The organism is Hymenobacter cellulosilyticus (assembly GCF_022919215.1).
Lineage (GTDB): Bacteria > Bacteroidota > Bacteroidia > Cytophagales > Hymenobacteraceae > Hymenobacter > Hymenobacter cellulosilyticus.
In genome coordinates, this window is the sequence record NZ_CP095046.1 from 5,787,325 (window position 1) to 5,804,129 (window position 16,805).

Annotated in this window: 18 protein-coding genes; 10 read left to right on the forward strand and 8 right to left on the reverse strand. The window is 57.3% G+C overall.

Annotated elements, in window-relative coordinates:
• Nucleotides 1–105 precede the first annotated feature (105 nt).
• A complete protein-coding gene (locus MUN79_RS32415; protein WP_511177051.1) occupies nt 106–1,212 on the reverse strand; it encodes a lipid A deacylase in 1,107 nt (368 codons plus the stop codon).
• Nucleotides 1,213–1,479: 267 nt separating this feature from the next.
• Here MUN79_RS32415 and recA point away from each other — a divergent pair, with 267 nt between their 5' ends.
• The 9 genes from recA (at nt 1,480) to tsf (ending at nt 9,422) form a co-directional block, all read left to right on the forward strand.
• Nucleotides 1,480–2,565, forward strand: a complete 1,086-nt coding sequence (gene recA / locus MUN79_RS28325; protein ID WP_244675785.1) for a recombinase RecA — start codon at nt 1,480–1,482, stop codon at nt 2,563–2,565.
• A gap of 236 nt (nt 2,566–2,801) precedes the next feature.
• Nucleotides 2,802–3,596, forward strand: coding sequence for a DUF3108 domain-containing protein (locus MUN79_RS28330; RefSeq protein WP_244675786.1), 795 nt, complete (start codon nt 2,802–2,804; stop codon nt 3,594–3,596).
• 320 nt (nt 3,597–3,916) lie between these two features.
• Nucleotides 3,917–4,615, forward strand: coding sequence for a response regulator transcription factor (locus MUN79_RS28335; RefSeq protein WP_226172425.1), 699 nt, complete (start codon nt 3,917–3,919; stop codon nt 4,613–4,615).
• Between the two features lie 103 nt (nt 4,616–4,718).
• Nucleotides 4,719–5,798 (forward strand): sensor histidine kinase, encoded by a 1,080-nt coding sequence (locus MUN79_RS28340; RefSeq protein ID WP_244675787.1) that lies wholly within the window; start codon nt 4,719–4,721, stop codon nt 5,796–5,798.
• A gap of 36 nt (nt 5,799–5,834) precedes the next feature.
• The gene (locus tag MUN79_RS28345) at nt 5,835–6,551 is read left to right on the forward strand and encodes an RluA family pseudouridine synthase (RefSeq protein WP_244675788.1); all 717 of its coding nucleotides are present in this window, start codon (nt 5,835–5,837) and stop codon (nt 6,549–6,551) included.
• 210 nt (nt 6,552–6,761) lie between these two features.
• On the forward strand, nt 6,762–7,214 hold the full coding sequence (gene rplM, locus MUN79_RS28350; RefSeq protein ID WP_244675789.1) for a 50S ribosomal protein L13: 453 nt from the start codon (nt 6,762–6,764) through the stop codon (nt 7,212–7,214).
• A gap of 39 nt (nt 7,215–7,253) precedes the next feature.
• Nucleotides 7,254–7,640, forward strand: coding sequence for a 30S ribosomal protein S9 (gene rpsI / locus MUN79_RS28355; protein WP_100337369.1), 387 nt, complete (start codon nt 7,254–7,256; stop codon nt 7,638–7,640).
• A gap of 18 nt (nt 7,641–7,658) precedes the next feature.
• Nucleotides 7,659–8,426 carry a 30S ribosomal protein S2 gene (gene rpsB, locus MUN79_RS28360; protein WP_100337368.1) on the forward strand — a complete coding sequence of 256 codons (768 nt, stop codon included), beginning with the start codon at nt 7,659–7,661 and terminating at the stop codon, nt 8,424–8,426.
• 159 nt (nt 8,427–8,585) lie between these two features.
• Entirely contained in the window at nt 8,586–9,422 is an 837-nt protein-coding gene (gene tsf / locus MUN79_RS28365; RefSeq protein ID WP_244675790.1) for a translation elongation factor Ts, read from the forward strand.
• Between the two features lie 555 nt (nt 9,423–9,977).
• Here tsf and MUN79_RS28370 read toward each other — a convergent pair.
• From MUN79_RS28370 to MUN79_RS28385, 4 genes are all read right to left on the reverse strand, one after another.
• Complete coding sequence (locus tag MUN79_RS28370; RefSeq protein WP_244675791.1) at nt 9,978–11,042, reverse strand: DUF3089 domain-containing protein; 1,065 nt, start codon at nt 11,040–11,042, stop codon at nt 9,978–9,980.
• Nucleotides 11,043–11,120: 78 nt separating this feature from the next.
• On the reverse strand, nt 11,121–12,347 hold the full coding sequence (locus tag MUN79_RS28375; RefSeq protein ID WP_244675792.1) for an SHOCT domain-containing protein: 1,227 nt from the start codon (nt 12,345–12,347) through the stop codon (nt 11,121–11,123).
• Between the two features lie 33 nt (nt 12,348–12,380).
• Nucleotides 12,381–13,109, reverse strand: a complete 729-nt coding sequence (locus tag MUN79_RS28380) for a hypothetical protein (RefSeq protein ID WP_244675793.1) — start codon at nt 13,107–13,109, stop codon at nt 12,381–12,383.
• A 43-nt stretch (nt 13,110–13,152) separates the two neighbouring features.
• Nucleotides 13,153–13,401, reverse strand: a complete 249-nt coding sequence (locus MUN79_RS28385) for a hypothetical protein (RefSeq protein ID WP_244675794.1) — start codon at nt 13,399–13,401, stop codon at nt 13,153–13,155.
• 146 nt (nt 13,402–13,547) lie between these two features.
• On the opposite strand from MUN79_RS28385, the gene MUN79_RS28390 reads away from it, so the two are divergent.
• A complete protein-coding gene (locus MUN79_RS28390; RefSeq protein ID WP_244675795.1) occupies nt 13,548–13,736 on the forward strand; it encodes a hypothetical protein in 189 nt (62 codons plus the stop codon).
• Between the two features lie 101 nt (nt 13,737–13,837).
• Here MUN79_RS28390 and MUN79_RS28395 read toward each other — a convergent pair whose 3' ends face one another.
• From MUN79_RS28395 to MUN79_RS28405, 3 genes are all read right to left on the reverse strand, one after another.
• Nucleotides 13,838–14,866, reverse strand: a complete 1,029-nt coding sequence (locus MUN79_RS28395) for a YeiH family protein (RefSeq protein WP_244675796.1) — start codon at nt 14,864–14,866, stop codon at nt 13,838–13,840.
• Nucleotides 14,867–14,949: 83 nt separating this feature from the next.
• On the reverse strand, nt 14,950–15,861 hold the full coding sequence (locus MUN79_RS28400) for a LysR substrate-binding domain-containing protein (protein ID WP_244675797.1): 912 nt from the start codon (nt 15,859–15,861) through the stop codon (nt 14,950–14,952).
• 58 nt (nt 15,862–15,919) lie between these two features.
• On the reverse strand, nt 15,920–16,693 hold the full coding sequence (locus MUN79_RS28405) for a class I SAM-dependent methyltransferase (protein ID WP_244675798.1): 774 nt from the start codon (nt 16,691–16,693) through the stop codon (nt 15,920–15,922).
• Nucleotides 16,694–16,805: the final 112 nt, after the last annotated feature.

The window sequence follows — 16,805 nt, forward strand, 5'->3', positions numbered from 1 at the left end:
CGGCGGTTGCCGGCCAAGCCCCGCCTGTGGCCCAGAAAAACCAGCCCGAAATCTATTATTACAGCCTTACGCCGACCTCTTCCGACTAGCACGGGCCGAAATCAGCTACTTCTTTCGGCCCAGAGTAGTGAGCAGAAATTCCTGGTTGAAGTTCAGATACAGTGCAAAGGAAAAGTCAATAGACTTGTTGCCCAGATCATACAGCGGCTCAAAGCGCGTAGTCAGCACCAGCTGATCGGCCAGCTGATAGTCGCGCAGCACCCGCAGAATTAGCAGCTCCCGGTTGCGCTCAGTGTAACCCGGGTCACTGACGGTGGACGAAATAGACTGGTAGAGCCGGCCGCCCAGCGGGGAAAAATAGCGGCTGCCTTTCCAATAAGCCACCTGCAGGTTGGAAAGCTTGGTATCCAGGCCGGCGTTCAGGTAAAGCCCATAGCCTTTGCTGAAGGCCAGTTCCTGGGTAAAGGAGTAGTCGATGAACTGCGTGACATACCCATCGAAGGAAACTGCGCGGAAAAGGTCCGAAGGCAGCTTTTTGCGCACCCGCAGTCCGGTGGCCAGGTTGAAGTAGGTTTGCAGGGGCTTATCCAAGGTGTCAATCTGCCCGCCCAAGTGCTTGCCGGTAAACTGGAACGGGATGCCCACGCGCCAGCCCAAAGAGTCTTCCAGCACCGTAGCTTCCGCCGCCAGGCCACCGGCTACCTCCTCCTGAAAATTGCTGTTGGGGTACTGCTGCCGCTGCCAGTTTACCCAGGCGTCCAGGGTCAGGTGACGGGTGGTAAGCAGGTACTGCGTGCCTTCCTCCAGCGGCGTGGTCAGAATCCGCTCGAAATCGAACATGGGCTCGATATAGCCGTGCTGCACATTGCCCTGTATGTTGCCCAGCAACAGCCGGTGCGGACCGTGCTGGTAAATGGCCGTGAACAGGGGCTGCACTATCCGGAGCCGGTCGGTTCCGTAGTTTTTTTGCAGAAAGACGCCGGCCTCCAGCCGAAACTTGGGGCTGGGAAAGTAAATCAGCCGCGGGGCTAGCTGGGCTCCGTAGTATGTGCGGCCGTCGTCAATCTTGTTGAAGTACTCATTGTCCTTATTAAACAGCAGGCTACTGACCTGCAACCGCAGCTGCTGGTCGTTCTCGGACCGCAGGTCAATGGGCCGGTAAAAAGCCCGGTTGTTGAGCTGAGCCCAACTTTTTGGTACGCTACTAAACAAAAAAAATAAGCTTAGAAAAGCCAACCCGAGTGGTTTTGCCTGGCAATCAGGCAGTACCTTTGACAAAAATTTTAGCATTGGTTTATACCCCGAAATTCAGCAAATTTTTTTAGCATTGTGGGGACAAAATATAGCCCGGTTGTGTTACCCATTGCCGACCAAGAACACCCCTCGTCAGATGTCGTAAAAGGGCCTGATCGGGTTGTTTTAGCGGCCTAAAACGCCTACATTCACCAAACCTAAGCATTTATCCCTAACCCCATTCCAATGGCTGCACCCACCACTGATAAAGCTGTCAATCCGAACATCGAGAAGATGAAGGCGCTTCAGCTCACGATGGATAAGCTTGACAAAGCTTACGGTAAAGGCACCGTCATGAAGCTCAGCGACGAGCGCGTGGTCGATATTCCGGCCATCAGCACCGGCTCGCTCGGTCTTGATATTGCGCTCGGCATCGGCGGCTTGCCCCGCGGCCGGGTCGTTGAAATCTACGGTCCTGAATCGAGCGGTAAAACGACGCTCACGATGCACTGCATCGCCGAGGCCCAGAAGAAAGGCGGTATCGCCGCGTTTATCGACGCCGAGCACGCCTTCGACAAAACCTACGCTGAAAAGCTGGGTATCGACACAACCAACCTGCTGATTGCTCAGCCCGACAACGGTGAGCAAGCACTGGAAATAGCCGACCACCTGATTTCCTCGGGTGCTATCGACATCATCGTAATTGACTCCGTAGCTGCTCTGGTGCCCAAAGGCGAACTGGAAGGCGACATGGGCGACTCCAAGATGGGCCTGCAGGCCCGCCTCATGAGCCAGGCCCTGCGGAAGCTGACCGGTACCATCAACAAGACCGGCTGCTGCTGCATCTTCATCAACCAGCTGCGTGAGAAAATCGGCGTGATGTTCGGCAACCCCGAAACCACGACCGGTGGTAACGCCCTGAAATTCTACGCTTCGGTTCGTCTCGACATTCGTCGTATCGGCCAGATCAAGGAAGACAAGGACAACGTGACCGGTAACCGCACCAAGGTGAAGGTGGTGAAGAACAAAGTAGCGCCACCGTTCAAAGTGGTTGAGTTCGACATCATCTACGGCGAAGGCATCAGCAAAGTCGGCGAGATTCTCGACCTGGGCGTCGACATGGGCATCATTGCCAAGTCGGGCTCCTGGTTCTCTTACGACGGTAACCGCCTCGGTCAGGGCCGGGAGGGCGTCAAGCAGATTCTGCTCGACAACCCCGAGCTGGCCGACAAAATCGAGCAGCAGATTCGCGACATGGTGAAAGGTGAGCCCGCAGCAGCGCTGGCCGCCATTCCCACCGACGAGTCAATTGCTGAGGAAGACGACGAGTAAGCTTCCCGGTTTATCGAGAAAGCCTCTCTACGAAAGTGGAGAGGCTTTTTTTGTGCGTATCTTATTGGGCTGAAATTGGGTAAAAGAACCCCTGACGCGCATTTGCGTTCCTTTTGCCCAAGTACGATGTTGTTTCTACAGTTACTGGTATCTTTGCTGGCATCTCGTTTGAATAAGCATCGGCCAAAACCATTTTGCCGTTTTCAATGAACCGTCGCTGGCTTCTGTTTTCCCCGTTGCTTCTTGCTTTTTGTGCGTTTTTGTGGTCGTTTGACACAGCCAAGACTGAGCGCACTATTCCCAATCATAGCTTTACCAAAGGTGAGGTGCTGCGCTACAAGGTGCACTACGGCCTGATCAACGCGGCCGAAGCCACGGTGGAGCTCTCCGACGAGATTCATAAAGTCAACGACCGACCCTGCTATAAGGCCACCGTTACGGGAAAAACCATCGGCTCCTTCGACTTTTTCCTGCGCATCCGCGACACCTGGCGCTCCTACATCGATACGACCAGCATCCTGCCCCAGCGCTTTTTTCAGAATATCGAGGAAAACAGCTTCCGCAAAAAGGAGTACATGGAGTTCGACCACGATAAAAACGTGGTGCAGGTGGAAACCCACCGCAAGCAGGACCCGGCCAAGAAAGGCACCTTCAAAACGCCCGACAACATTCAGGACATCGTCAGCGGCTTCTACTTCCTGCGGACCCTGAACTACGACAACCGCAAAATCGGGGAGGTCATCCGGGTGCAGGGCTTCTTCGACGATGAAGTGTTCAACATGGACGTGACCTACAAGGGTAAGGAAACGGTAGAAACCAAAGCCGGCGTGATTCGCGCCATCCGCCTGGTTCCGAAGATGCCCGAAAACAAGATTTTCAAAGGAGAAAACGCCGTGTCGGTATACCTCTCCGACGACCGGAATAAAATCCCGGTGCTGTTTCAGGCTGAAATGTTCGTTGGCTCCGTCAAAGTCGATATGTACAAGTACCAAGGCCTGCGAAACCGGTTGAACCTGGTGGCCAAAAATTGATTCCGTTTCTAAAAGCGACTCCGCCCGGGTCGCTTTTTTTATGCTCTTCCGCCCTTGTCTGAGTTCATTCTTTCCTCTTATCAACCAAGCTCCACGCTATGCCGCTAACGGAAACCTTGCCCAAAAAGAGCGCTAAGCCTCTTTTGCAGAGTCTCATCCCGAACCGGCATTGCCCACCGCCGGTGGTGCGGCCCGGGCAAAATCTGCGGCAGCCGCCGGCGCCGGCCAGTCCGGTTCACAAAAAGGTAACACGCGCTACCATCCGCCAGGAGGTATTTTTGTCCTCGCGCATTTTCTTTTACCCCCAAACCCCACGACCCGTGCACCCTACTCCTTCCTCCAACGCCTACAAGATTCTGGTAGTCGATGATGACCCGGACATCGTGGAACTGCTTGAGTACAACCTGCGCAAAGAAGGCTATATCGTGGCCAGCGCCCCCGACGGCCGCAAAGCCCTGGAAGTTGCGCCCCAATTCGGGCCCGACATCATTCTGCTCGACGTGATGATGCCCCACCTCGACGGCATCGACACCTGCCGGCAGCTGCGGGCCATGGCACGCTTCAAGGAAACGTACATTATCTTCCTGACGGCCCGGGCCGAGGAATTCTCGGAAGTAGCCGCCTTCGACGCCGGTGCCGACGACTTTATTGCTAAGCCCATTAAGCCCCGGGCCCTAATGAGCCGCCTTGCTGCCTACGTGCGCCGCGACCATGAAACCTCGGCCGTGTCGGAAACCATTGAAATCAACGGGCTGACCATTGACCGCACCGGCTTTGCCGTGTTCCAGGAAGGCCGCAAGATTTCCCTGCCCAAGAAGGAGTTTGAGCTGCTGGCTTTTCTGGCCGCCTCCCCTCATAAGGTATTTGGCCGCGAGGAGCTGCTGCAGAACATCTGGGGCAACGACGTCTTCGTTCTGGCCCGCACCGTGGACGTGCACGTGCGCAAAGTCCGGGAGAAAGTCGGGGACCACCACATCCAGACCATCAAGGGCGTCGGCTACAAGTTCAACGCTGATTAAGCTGCCGCTGGCTGCCGCCACTCGTCTGTCATCCGAAGTCTACTCACGGTAGGAGGCTTCGGATGACAGACGTATTTTTATGTCGTAATTTCTCTTTTGCCCGGTGAATATCTCGTCCCGCACTATTGCCATCCTGATTGCGCTGCTTGTGGCCTGCGTGCTGGTTACGTTTGCCTGGATAGCGCCTACGCTGCCGTTTCAGGAGGCTTCCCTGGCTATGGGTATCACGGTGGCGGCCTGTTTTCTGCTGGTGTATCTATCGTTTGAGGCCCTGCTCTTCCGGGAAATCAACAACATCTACGCCGGCCTGGAGAATATCAAGCGCAAGGAGTTTCGGCGGCTGTCCAACAAGTTTCTGTTTCGGCCCGAGCCACTGAAGCGCATGCGGGATGAAATCCTGGAAATGGCTGAGCGCAAGGAACGGGAGATTGACGAGCTCAAACGCCTGCAGGTGCTGCGCCGGGAGTTTCTGGCCGATGTGTCGCACGAGCTCAAAACACCCATTTTTGCCGCCCAGGGCTTTTTGCACACCGTGCTGGATGGCGACATGGACGACGACTTCCTGCGCCAGAAATTCCTGAATAAAGCCGCTACCAGCCTCGACACGCTCGACGCCTTGGTACAGGACTTGGTGACTATTTCCCAGCTGGAAAAAGGCGTGGTGCGCATGCGCAAGCAGAACTTCGACCTGGCAGCCTTGGTCCGGGAAATTTTCGAGCAGTTGGAGATGAAAGCCGCTCAGCGCAACGTGACGCTGGAGCTGTTCCCACCTAGCCTCGACACCGAACACCTGCCCGTGCTGGCCGACCGGAACCGCATCCGGCAAGTGCTGGTCAACCTGATTGACAACGCCATCAAGTACGGCAAGGAAGCCGGCCACGTCACAGTGAGCCTCGTGGAAAGCAGCAAAACCGTACGCGTGGCCGTGCGCGACGACGGAGCCGGTATTCCGAAGCAGCACCAGAACCGCATCTTTGAGCGGTTTTACCGCATCGACAAAAGCCGCTCCCGCGACTCCGGCGGCTCGGGTCTGGGCCTGGCCATCAGCAAGCACATTGTAGAGTCCCATAAGTCGGTGATTCGGGTGCGCAGCGAGGTAGGCGTGGGCACTACCCTGGAGTTTAAACTGCCCAAGCCCCGCCTGCCCAAAGCTCCGACAGAAGTTAGTGCGCCCGAAGCCTAAGCTTCCCAAGACTTCGGCGTACCTTTGCGGCCCGCTATGAAGAAGCACTTAGATTTTAAAGACCTGATTCTGTTTGAGGACGACGACTTCGTGGTCATCAACAAACCGCCGTTCTTAGCCACGCTCGACGAGCGGGTAGGCGGCGCGCCCAACATCCTGCGCATGGCCCGGGAGTATTCCGACGACATGCAGGCCTGCCACCGCCTCGACAAGGAAACCTCGGGCGCCCTGGCCCTGGCTAAAAACCCGGAGGCCTACCGCCACCTCTCCATGCAGTTCGAGAACCGCGAGGTCAAGAAGCTTTACCACGCCGTGGCCTGGGGCGTACACCAGTTCGACAACAAGCTGGTGGACCGCAGCATTGAAACCACGACCAAGGGCAAGGCACGCCTGGCCTACAAAGGCAAGCCCGCCGAAACTTACTTCACCACCCTGGAGCCTTTTGCCCGCCACACTCTAGTGCAGTGTGTACCTATTACCGGCCGTATGCACCAGATCCGCCTGCACCTGATGTATCTGCAGGCCCCCATCGTGGGCGACGTAGTGTACGGCGGTGAAGACTTCTACCTCTCGACCCTAAAGAAGAAGTTTAACATGAAGGATGGGGAGGAAGAGCAGCCCTTCATCAAACGCTTTGCCCTGCACGCGGCCAAGCTGACGTTTGCCCTTCTTAATGGCGAGGAAGTAACCGTGGAAGCCCCTTACCCCAAGGATTTCCGGGTGCTGGTCGACACCCTGCGGCAGTATAGCTAAGCTTTAATGCTCCCGTAGTAGCAAACACCACTGGTTTTGGGACGAATGGCGAATAGTCAAAAACCGTCAACGCGGGTAAGTGAATGGGTTTTAAGCGGATAATTCTGTCCAGCCCTTTGCTTCGTAAGTGAAAAAGGGTAACTTTGTGTCCGTTTTTCCCGAACCCTAGCTGGGTTCTATCTCATTTTCAAACGCTTACTCAACTCCCCAATGGATCATCTGAGCTTCAAGACGGTGTCCGTCAACAAAGCCAACGCCAACAAGGGCTGGGTCGTGATTGATGCTGGTGACAACACCCTGGGCCGTCTGTCCAGTCAAGTTGCCAACATTCTCCGCGGCAAACACAAGCCTTCGTTCACGCCCAACTCTGATTGCGGCGATTCGGTTATCGTTATCAACGCCGACAAACTGCGCGTGACGGGTAAAAAGATGACCGACAAAATTTACGTGTCGCACTCTGGTTACCCCGGTGGCCAGAAGCGCAAGTCGATGCGTGAGGTCATGGAGCGTTCCTCGACCCGCGTTATCGAGCACGCTGTACGCGGCATGCTGCCCGGCAACCGTCTGGGCCGTGAGCAATTCCGCAACCTGTTCGTGTACGAAGGTGCCGAGCATCCCCACCAAGCTCAGCAGCCGGTAGCTGTTGATCTGAAGAACCTGTAAGCCTCACCAGCTTTCCTTTTTTTCTCTAATTTTTCATTAATGGAAATCTCCAACACCTCTGGTAGAAGAAAAACCTCGGTGGCTCGCATCTACATGCAAGCCGGGCAAGGGAATATCACTATCAACGGCCGGGAAATGAAAGCCTACTTTGGCAATGAACTCCTGGAAAACATCGTGAACCAGCCTTTGAACACGGTTGAGCAACTCAACCAGTATGACATCAAGGTGAACGTGCGCGGTGGTGGCATCTCGGCTCAGGCTGAGGCTATCCGTTTGGCCATCTCGAAAGCCCTCGTGGGTGACAACGCCGAAGTGCGTCCCGCCCTGAAAAAAGAAGGCTTCCTGACCCGTGACCCCCGCATGGTGGAACGCAAAAAGTTCGGCAAGCGCAAGGCTCGTCGTTCGTTCCAGTTCTCGAAACGCTAAACCCAGAGGAATTTTATCATGGCTCAGTCCACCACGTATAAAGAACTGCTCGACGCAGGTGCCCACTTTGGTCACCTTACGCGCAAGTGGGACCCGAAAATGGCGCCGTACATCTTCATGGAGAAGAACGGCATCCATATCATTGACCTGAACAAAACCCTGGTTTCGCTGGAGCAAGCTGCCACTGCTATCCGCAACATCGCCAAGAGCGGTCGGAAAGTAATGTTCGTTGCTACCAAGAAGCAGGCTCAGGAAATCGTTACCGAAGAGGCCAAGCGCCTGAAAATGCCATTCGTTACCGACCGGTGGTTGGGTGGCATGCTCACCAACTTCGCCACGGTTCGCAAGTCGCTGAAGAAAATGAGCACCATCGACAAGATGGTGAAGGAAAACACGGCCTACGCAGCACTTGCAAAGCGTGAGCGTCTGATGCTGTCGCGCGAGCGGGAGAAGCTGGAGCGTGTACTGGGCGGCATTGCCGACCTGAGCCGCCTGCCTGCTGCCCTGTTCGTAGTGGACGTAAAGCGTGAGCACATTGCCGTTAAAGAAGCCCAGAAACTCGGTATCCCCGTTTTCGCTATCTGCGATACGAACTCGAACCCCGAGCTGGTAAACTTCCCCATCCCTGCTAACGACGACGCCTCGAAGTCAATTTCGCTGATCGTAGGTATCATCAGCAAGGCTATCGAAGAAGGCTTGTCGGAGCGCAAAGTCGACAAAGACGAAGCGGACAAGAAGCAGTCGGAAGACGAAGGCATCCAAGAGAAGCTGGCCGCCGACGAATAGTCCGGCTACCTATTGAGAAGAGGGGAACATGCGAAGCACTCGGCTCCGGTGTTCCCTTTTTCTTTAGGTACTCCTCCCCTCTTTCGCCTATTGAGAACCTGCTGGTACGCTAGCGGTTCTATCCTCTCATAATATCCCCTCCTTTTAACTCTCACAAGAATGGCCGCAATTACCGCCGCAGACGTGAACAAGCTCCGCACCATGACCGGTGCAGGCATGATGGATTGCAAAAAAGCGCTGACCGAAGCCGATGGCGACTTCGAAGCTGCTCGTGACATTCTGCGCAAGCAGGGTCAGAAGATTGCTGACAAGCGTGCTGACAACGAAACGTCGGAAGGCTTTGTAGCCGTAGCTGTAAGCGAAGACGGCACCACCGGCAAGCTGGTGGCCTTGGCCTGCGAAACGGAATCGGTAGCCAAGGTTGCCAACTTCCGCGAGCTGGTACAGCGCATCCTCGATGCTGCCGTACGTACCAACGCTACGTCGCAGGAAGAGCTGCTGGCTACCAAGGAAGAAGATGGCCTGACCATTCAGGAGCACATCACCGACCTGATGGGCAAAATCGGCGAGAAGCTGAACCTGACTTACGTTACCCTGACCGCTGAGAAAGTAGCTTCTTACATCCACTCGGACAGCAAGAAAGGCGTACTCGTAGGCCTGAAGAACGTAGGTGGTGCTGACATCGCTGCCGTAGGCCGCGACGTAGCTATGCAGATCGTAGCCATGAAGCCCGTAGCCGTTGACAAAGACGGTGTAGACGCTTCGATCACCGAGCGCGAAATTGAAATCGGCAAAGAGCAGGCGCGTGCCGAAGGCAAGCCCGAGGCTATGCTGGAGAAAATTGCTCAGGGCAAGCTGAACAAGTTCTACAAGGAAAACACCCTGTTGAACCAGGAGTTCGTGAAAGACAACTCGCTGACCATCGCTCAGCTGCTCGACAAAACGTCGAAAGGCATGACCGTAACCGACTTCAAGCGCGTGGCCATCGGTGCCTAAGCTGTAAGAAGTTTAGTTTATTGAAAAGGCCCGCTGGTTTTCACCAGCGGGCCTTTTTTGTTTTGCTATATTTAGAAGTAATGGAGACTCGTGAACCAACATGGCCCTGGTACAAATACCCTATGTTTCTAGGAGCGGTACTAGCATCTTTAGCTGCTAACGTAGTCGCGCTTGGGTACGCGTTTTATCTAGAGGAAAGCGGTAACCTATTTATTGGTGTGCTTCTGCTGATGCTGCTCACAAACGGCTACATTACCATAGCACTGTACAGAAAGCAAAAGATTGACGCTGCTGCCGCACTGAGTATTGGGGCCTTCATACCCTGTCTGCTGGCAATTGGAGTGCTGATTATCTGTATGTTTTAGTTTACTGAAGAATTTAGCTTCCCGGGGAGTACCCACAAAACGGTATATCCTACCGCGGCTGACTAACGGGAGTGTTATGCTTCCGCCGGCTAGCACCACCGATTAAATTCTTAGCCAGCGCGGCCAGCAACAGCAAAAACAGCAGGCCGATCAGAACGCGGGGCCAATTGATATTCTTCATAAGGGAGCTTTACGGGCGTTGGGGCTGGGCGGTGTAGGCCTGCACTCGGGTAACTGCATTGCGGCGCAGGTTGAGGTAGAACAGGGCGTAGTCGGCAATGTGGAAAGAGTGGCGGAGCTGGGGCTGGCCGGGCAGCAGGAAGCGCGGGTAGCCGATGGGCTTGGGCACGTTGATCCAAAGCAGGCCGCGGTGCACCTGAGCACCTACTACGGCCGTATCAATCCGATTAAAGGCCAGCGGCACTCCTCCCCTATTCAACCGGGCCGGAACCACGGTAGTGTCAAGGGTCCAGGTGAGCGGATTCGTAGCCAAGCCGCCGGCAAAGGGCGGGTACTCATTGCCCGTCTCTACCGAGTTCCAGCCCACGTAGCAGCCGGTTTGAGTAGAATCTTCGCAGGGGCGCATAGCCTGGTACTCATCGGTTTTTACCTTGAAGCCGATGAGGTAGGCCACTACGAGCTGTTTGCGCAGCTTGGCGTCGTTGTCGAAGAACTCGTGGAGCAGGCGGGTGGCGTGAAACGTGCCCTGGCTGTGGCCTGCTATAATGATGGGCCGGCCTTGGTTGTAGTGGGCCAGATAGTACTGGAAAGCGGCTTTTACATCGGAGTACGCCAGTTCGAGGGCATCCTTGCCATTGGTGGTCTTCTCGTCGAAGAACGAGTAAAGCGTGGCCTGGCGGTAGCGCGGAGCGTAGATACGGGCCGCCGCATTGTACACCGTGGCCTGCTTGCGAATTGTGCTGTTGTCAGTAAAGCGGTTCAAACGCTCATCCGAAAGGTCAGCATTCCAGGACTCACTCCTGAGGAAGGTAGTGGGATGCACGTAGAACACGTCGGCCACGGCGTTTTTCTGGTTGTCGCGCAGCCCCGAGCCCAGCGGCACCACATCGGCCGAGTCGCGGCGGGTGGGCAGCGCGGCCCAGTTGTCGGGCTGGGCATAGTCGGGCATGGTGGCGGGCCGATAGGCGGTGAATTGCTTGCCGGGCTTAATTACCTTCAGGCAGGAGCTTAAGCTGCTCGTGGCCAGCAGCGCCACGCTCAGGCAAACCGACCGGAATAGAAGAGAAGTACGCATAGGAAACCAGGGCTGGAATACAAAAATAGCTCATGCACCGCGGTGCATGAGCTATTTTCTTTGGTCATTCGGCCAAGCCTAGTCAGTGAAGGTGTTTTCCAGGAGGCGCTCCTGACGCAGGTACTTGATTTTGTAGTTCTTATCAAACCGGACCCGCACCTGGGCCCGGGTTTGCTGGTGCTTTTGCTGGGACTGGCGGAAGGCCTGACTTTTCTCCAGAAACGTAACCACGCGCGAACCATCATTGGCTACGTCGCTGATTTGCAGGCTACCGGGCTCAATTTCGGTGGAAGCCTCCAGGAACTCGGGAAAGTGGCTTTTGGTCAGCTCCTCGTTGATGGCGGCCGGCGTCGTATTCTGTAGGGTGTAGAAGCGCTCCACGGACGGGGAAAAGTACTGGCTGGCGCTGAAGGGCGCAGCTTTCATGTCTTCGTAGTAGGCCGAAAGCGTGCTCTCGATGCGGCTACGCACGGCGCTTTCGTCGACGGGCGGCGCGGCGGGCGTTGCCTCAGCGGCTGGAGCCGCCGTCGTAGTGGCGGTATCCTCAGCCGGAGCAGCAGTAGGCGGCACTACGGGGGCCACGCGCACGGTTTCGGGAGCGGCAGCGGGCGGCAGGTCAATCTGCTCGGCCTGGGGGCCTACTTCCGGCGTGGTGCTTAGGCTGTCCTGCTCGGTGCGGCTCTTGCTGCTTAGGTGCTCCGACTCGCGGTTGCCAAGCGTGAGGTAGGCAATCAAAGCCAGCAAAGCCAGAATGCCACCCACGATGAGCACGGTAGAAAGCGGGTTGCGGGCCGGGGCCACGTAAGGCGTTTCGTCGGGTTCGTCGGGCAGTTCGTTGGCCTCGAAGCTTTCAGTTGGTACGTTGGTATAAATCGGCTCGGCAGGCCGCTCCCGGGTGTAGCTATAGGTTTCCGTCGGGCTGCTAGGGTTTACGGGCACTACCGGCGGGGCCGTGGGTGTAACGGGCGGCAACGACGAAATTGGCGGCGTAACGGGCCGCTCGGGCTCCGACACCAGCGGCGCCATTACTACCGGGGGCGGTGTGGGCGTGTCGGTGAAGCCTCCGCCCGAGGGCGGAGTAACAGCACTCGGCGGCACCAGTGGCGGAACTGGTACCGGGCTGGCGGGCGTGATGGGCGCTACCGGTGGCACCGGGGAAGCTGGGGCGGGAGGCGTAGCCGCGTTTTGCTCACTGAACAGCAACTTGCGCTTCAGCGTGTCAAACTCGGCGGGCGTGATGGTGCCCGCGTCCAGCCATTCCTTGAGCTGGCGCAGGGTATCGAGAGGGGACGGGTCTTTTTCCATACTAGGCAGCGGTTGGGGCTAAAGAGCCGTGGGTTATTTACGGTCCAAAGCCGACAAACGGTCACGCCGCTTTTGCAGCTGAATTTTGCGCAGCTCCATTTGCTGGCCGGTGGTGACGAGCTTCACCGAGTCTTCGCGGGCCTTGAGGGCGTTGCTGGCGTTGGTTTGCTTCAGGGCCTCAATGCGGGCCAGGTTGCTGGTCGTGTTGGCCTCCAGGGTCGTAATTTCCTTCTGCAGCCGCTCCTTTTCCTTTTCCGACTCCTTAAGCTGCTTTTCGGCCTCGGCTATCTGCTCCTTATAGGCCTTCTGGCGGGCCGCAGTGGCAAAGCTCTGGGCCATGCTGCGCAGGGCGGCAAACTCGGTCGAAGTCTTGTCGGGGTCCAGGAAGGTATCGGGGCCGAAGCCGGCGAAGATGGACAGCTCCGAAGTCGTATCCGAGGGCGAGGTAATCATGGAGTAGAAGTCAATGAGCTTGCCCGATACGCTGGAAGCCGGGGTTTGCTTAGCCATCAGCACGTCTTTTTTGCCGACGCCGAACACGCCGTCGCCTTTAAGACGGATGTTATAGGTATCCTTAATCCAAGACTGCCAGAAGTCGCGCGTCCAGGCGGCGGTGCCTTCCACCTGCACCTTTACGGCGGCACGCTCTTTTTTCTCGAAGTTGACGCTGCTCGTGCGGGCCTCGTAGAGCTGGGCACTGGCCCGCGGAGCTGCCAGGCCGACCACGCCGGCCAGCAGAATCGTTGCGAAGAAGAATTTCATAGGACAGTAAAATCAGGCAAAAAGGTGACGGCTGAGCCGCCGACTAGTAAATATCGTGCCGTTCGAAGGCGGCCTGCAAATCCTGGCGCATTTGGGTGAAACGCAGCACGGCAGCGGCAATGAACTCCTCGTCGAGCAGCTCGCGCACGTCGGCCTCGCTGGTCACATCCATTTCACTGACTTTGTAGGTTTGCTCGAAGGGGCCTTTTTCGAGTTTGATAAGGTACTTCCCGTTCCAGGAAAAGAGCGTGATTTTGGCTTCCGGATGCGGAATATCGGCGAGCTGGCGCATAGCAGCAGGAGTTGGCACTGAGTTGAGTGGGCGAAGATAGGCAGCTAGGCGCAACTCCCTGCCCGCAAGCTCGACATAACACCCTTGGGAGGCCCGCGTACAAAAACCCATACTGGTTATTGTCTCACCTAACCCGCACTTGCATCATGCCACAAGGAGATAAATCGGCCTATACCGACAAGCAAAAGCGGCAGGCCGAACACATTGAGGAAGGCTACGAAAAGCGCGGCTTGTCGGAAGACGAGGCCGAGCGCCGGGCCTGGGCCACCGTCAACAAGCAGGACGGCGGCGGTAAAAAGAGCGGTTCCGGCCGCAAGAAAGCCGACGATAAATAAAGCCCTTGGCTTTGACTTCTAAAACCGAAAGGGCCGCTCCAGTATTGGGACGGCCCTTTCGGTTTTAGAAGTCGCACCTTCGAGGCGCGGCCTTGCGGCCTTTAGCTGACCGTGTGCAGAATGGCGTAGAGCGAAGTCACGGAAATCACCACCCACAGCAGCAAGGCCTGAACGAAGGGACGCACGCCCACCGAGCGCAGCACCTGAGCCGAGAGGCCGGCCCCAATCAGAAACAACGTTAGGGTAAGGCCGATTTTGGCCAGCTTCACAGCCACCGGCGCCAGGGGCTGGAGGGCGGGCACGTAGGTATTGAGCAGCATGGCCCCGATAAAGCCCAGAATAAAATAGGGCAGCTTGACTTTGGCCCCCGGGGTTTTGAAGAGAAACGCCGTGCCCAGGGCCACCGGGATAATCCATAGGGCCCGGGCCAGCTTTACGGTGGTGGCAATCTGCAGGGCCTGGTCGCCGTAGTGGCTGGCCGCGCCCACCACCGAGCTGGTATCGTGGATGGCAATGGCGCACCAGAGGCCAAACTGGTTCTGGCTCATGTGCAGTTCGTGACCCAGCATTGGAAACACGAACAAAGCAATGGAATTCAAGATGAACACCGCCCCGAGGGCCACTGACATTTGCGACTCATCGGCCCGCAGCACCGGGCCCACGGCCGCAATAGCGCTGCCACCACAAATAGCGGTGCCGCTGGCAATAAGGTGGGTGGTTTTGGGATTGAGCTTCAGCCAGCGGCCCACAAAGTAGCCCAGTACCAGCGTGGTGCTAATAGAGGCCACCGTGAAAAGCAGCCCTTCCCGCCCGGCCTGTACTGCGGCCTGTGCATTCATGCCAAAGCCCAGGCCAATAACCGACCACTGCAGCAGCTTGCTGGTAACCCGGCGGCTCAAGCTCAGAAACGGGTTGCCCACAACTAGGGCTACGACCAGCCCCAGCAGCAGCGCCAGCGGCGGGGACCCCAGCGGCGACACGCACACAAGTACGGCCAAACTAAAAATCAGCTGCTGGGGAGTAACGCTAAGGCCGAAGACCGGCAGAGGATGAACCAGGAAAGCCGCAAATGCGCTGCGGGCTTCCGCGGGGTGCGGCAATACGGGTGGGGCGGGGTGGGACGCTTTCATGGGTGGGGCAGCAGCAATAACTACCCCAAAACTACGCCCGCCCCTACCCTTTCGATAATCAAAAATGATTATCAGTAATTACCTCAGGTTATAGTATCCTTGCTGAATTCTTGTTGCGCGTACAGCAGAAACCGCCGGGCGGGCACCGCCAAGGGTTGGCCCTGCAGCCACACGGCCTCAAACTGCCGGGGCAATTGCAGATCCTGCACCGGCACAATTTCTAGTCGTCCGGCTTCCAGTTCCTTATGCAGCGCCCGTTTCGAGACGAACCCCAGACAGTTGGGCGCCGCCTCCAGATACGACTTAATGGCTTCGGTATTATCCAGGTATAAGGCTACCCGCAGATCGGAAAGCTTGGTTTTGTGGGCTTTCAGGGCAAACTCCAGCACTTCCAGCGTGCCCGAGCCCCGCTCCCGCAGCACCAGCGGGTGCTCCAGGGTCTTGCGCAACGACAGGGGCTCGGCCGGTACTCCCGCCGCGGTGGCTCGGCGTACGGCTACTAGCTCATCGTCGAGCAGGTGCTCGTAGTGCAGGTCCCGGTTTTTCACCTGGCCTTCCACAAAGCCCAGGTCGATGTGGCCGTGGAGCAGGGCTTCGGCAATCTGCTCGGAGTTGCCGTTGTGCAGAATCAGCTCGACGTGGGGGTAGCGGGCCTGAAAGCCGGGCAGCAGCGGGGGCAGCACGTACTGGGCCAGCGTGGTGCTGGCTCCCAGGCGCAGGCGGCCCGCTGCTTCGGCGTGCAGGCCGTGGAGCTGGTCGGTGAGCTGCTGGTGCAGGGTTTCTACGGCGTCGGCGTGGCTGAGCAGCAGGCGGCCGGCTTCGGTGAGGCTCACGCGGTTGCCGCGCCGCTCAAACAGGCGTTGCCCGTAGCTGCGCTCCAGCTCCCGGATATGCTTGGTAATGGCTGGCTGGGTAATAAAGAGTTCCTGGGCGGCCTTGGTGAAGCTCAGGTGCCGGGCCACCGACTGAAAAACGCGAAGACGAAAATCGGGCATGGGCGCAAGGTAGTACGCCGGGCGGTTTCCGGGGTGCCGGGCGGGCTATGGTTCCGGGCTACTTGCGGGCTACCAGCTTCACAAGGCGCACTTCACGCTTGCCAAAGTCGGCCGTGCCCAGGGGTTCCTCGTAGCGCACGATTTTCAGGCCAGCAGCGCTGTAAAGCGTTTTGAGCTCATTGGTGCTGTACACCACGCCGTCCCCGATTTTCATCGTCTGCGTGGCATCCTTGTGGAAGCCTTCCAGCACCACCAGGCCCCCGGGCTTCAGAGCCTGCATTACTTTTGGCGCGTATTCGCGGCCCCCGGCGTAGGACAGCACAATCAGGTCCCACTTGTTGGTGCCCCAGTCGAAGCGGTCCGCATCCTGCTGCACAGTGGTGATTTTGACCTTCATTGCCCGGGCTTTTTTCTGGGCGTAGGCCAGGGCCTCATCGGCAATATCGACGCCCGTTACCTGCCAGCCCAGCTGAGCCAGATACAAGGCGTTACGGCCCTCACCCATGCCCACGTCCAGCGCCGTGCCCACCGGATGATTTTTCACGGATTCCACCAGTAGCGTATTGGGGGCCTCGTTCAGCACTCGAACCCGGGCCGCCGAATCGGTTAGCACATAATTCCAGCGCCGCCGCTCGTAGTCGGCGGTCTGCCGCTGGTATTCTTCTTTCTGGGCCGCCGTAGCATTGGCCGGCAGCGTCGGGGGTGGCGGCAGCTTGGGCAAGGCCTTCGACGTGGCAGGCGCAGTAGCCGGCGCTGCCGTCTGGGACCAGCTGTAGCTGCCACTTAGCAGGAACAGCGCCAGCAGCATTGCTTTTGGGTGGCAGGTTTTCATAGGGCAGAAGGAATTGAAAGAGCGGCACCGACTAAATGTAGAAGCTATTTATTTCTCTTTCAATCACATGATAGAGTGAGGCCGGGTAGATTACAGCGGCAGTAGAGCGAGT

Coding starts and splice junctions, on each gene's coding strand:
- MUN79_RS28405 (WP_244675798.1), bottom strand. CDS start 16,693: ATGAAAACCTGCCACCCAAAAGCAATGCTGCTGGCGCTGTTCCTGCTA.
- MUN79_RS28375 (WP_244675792.1), bottom strand. CDS start 12,347: ATGGAAAAAGACCCGTCCCCTCTCGATACCCTGCGCCAGCTCAAGGAA.
- MUN79_RS28390 (WP_244675795.1), top strand. CDS start 13,548: ATGCCACAAGGAGATAAATCGGCCTATACCGACAAGCAAAAGCGGCAG.
- rpsI (WP_100337369.1), top strand. CDS start 7,254: ATGGAAATCTCCAACACCTCTGGTAGAAGAAAAACCTCGGTGGCTCGC.
- MUN79_RS28345 (WP_244675788.1), top strand. CDS start 5,835: ATGAAGAAGCACTTAGATTTTAAAGACCTGATTCTGTTTGAGGACGAC.
- MUN79_RS28380 (WP_244675793.1), bottom strand. CDS start 13,109: ATGAAATTCTTCTTCGCAACGATTCTGCTGGCCGGCGTGGTCGGCCTG.
- MUN79_RS28370 (WP_244675791.1), bottom strand. CDS start 11,042: ATGCGTACTTCTCTTCTATTCCGGTCGGTTTGCCTGAGCGTGGCGCTG.
- tsf (WP_244675790.1), top strand. CDS start 8,586: ATGGCCGCAATTACCGCCGCAGACGTGAACAAGCTCCGCACCATGACC.
- rplM (WP_244675789.1), top strand. CDS start 6,762: ATGGATCATCTGAGCTTCAAGACGGTGTCCGTCAACAAAGCCAACGCC.
- recA (WP_244675785.1), top strand. CDS start 1,480: ATGGCTGCACCCACCACTGATAAAGCTGTCAATCCGAACATCGAGAAG.
- MUN79_RS28395 (WP_244675796.1), bottom strand. CDS start 14,866: ATGAAAGCGTCCCACCCCGCCCCACCCGTATTGCCGCACCCCGCGGAA.
- MUN79_RS28400 (WP_244675797.1), bottom strand. CDS start 15,861: ATGCCCGATTTTCGTCTTCGCGTTTTTCAGTCGGTGGCCCGGCACCTG.
- rpsB (WP_100337368.1), top strand. CDS start 7,659: ATGGCTCAGTCCACCACGTATAAAGAACTGCTCGACGCAGGTGCCCAC.
- MUN79_RS28385 (WP_244675794.1), bottom strand. CDS start 13,401: ATGCGCCAGCTCGCCGATATTCCGCATCCGGAAGCCAAAATCACGCTC.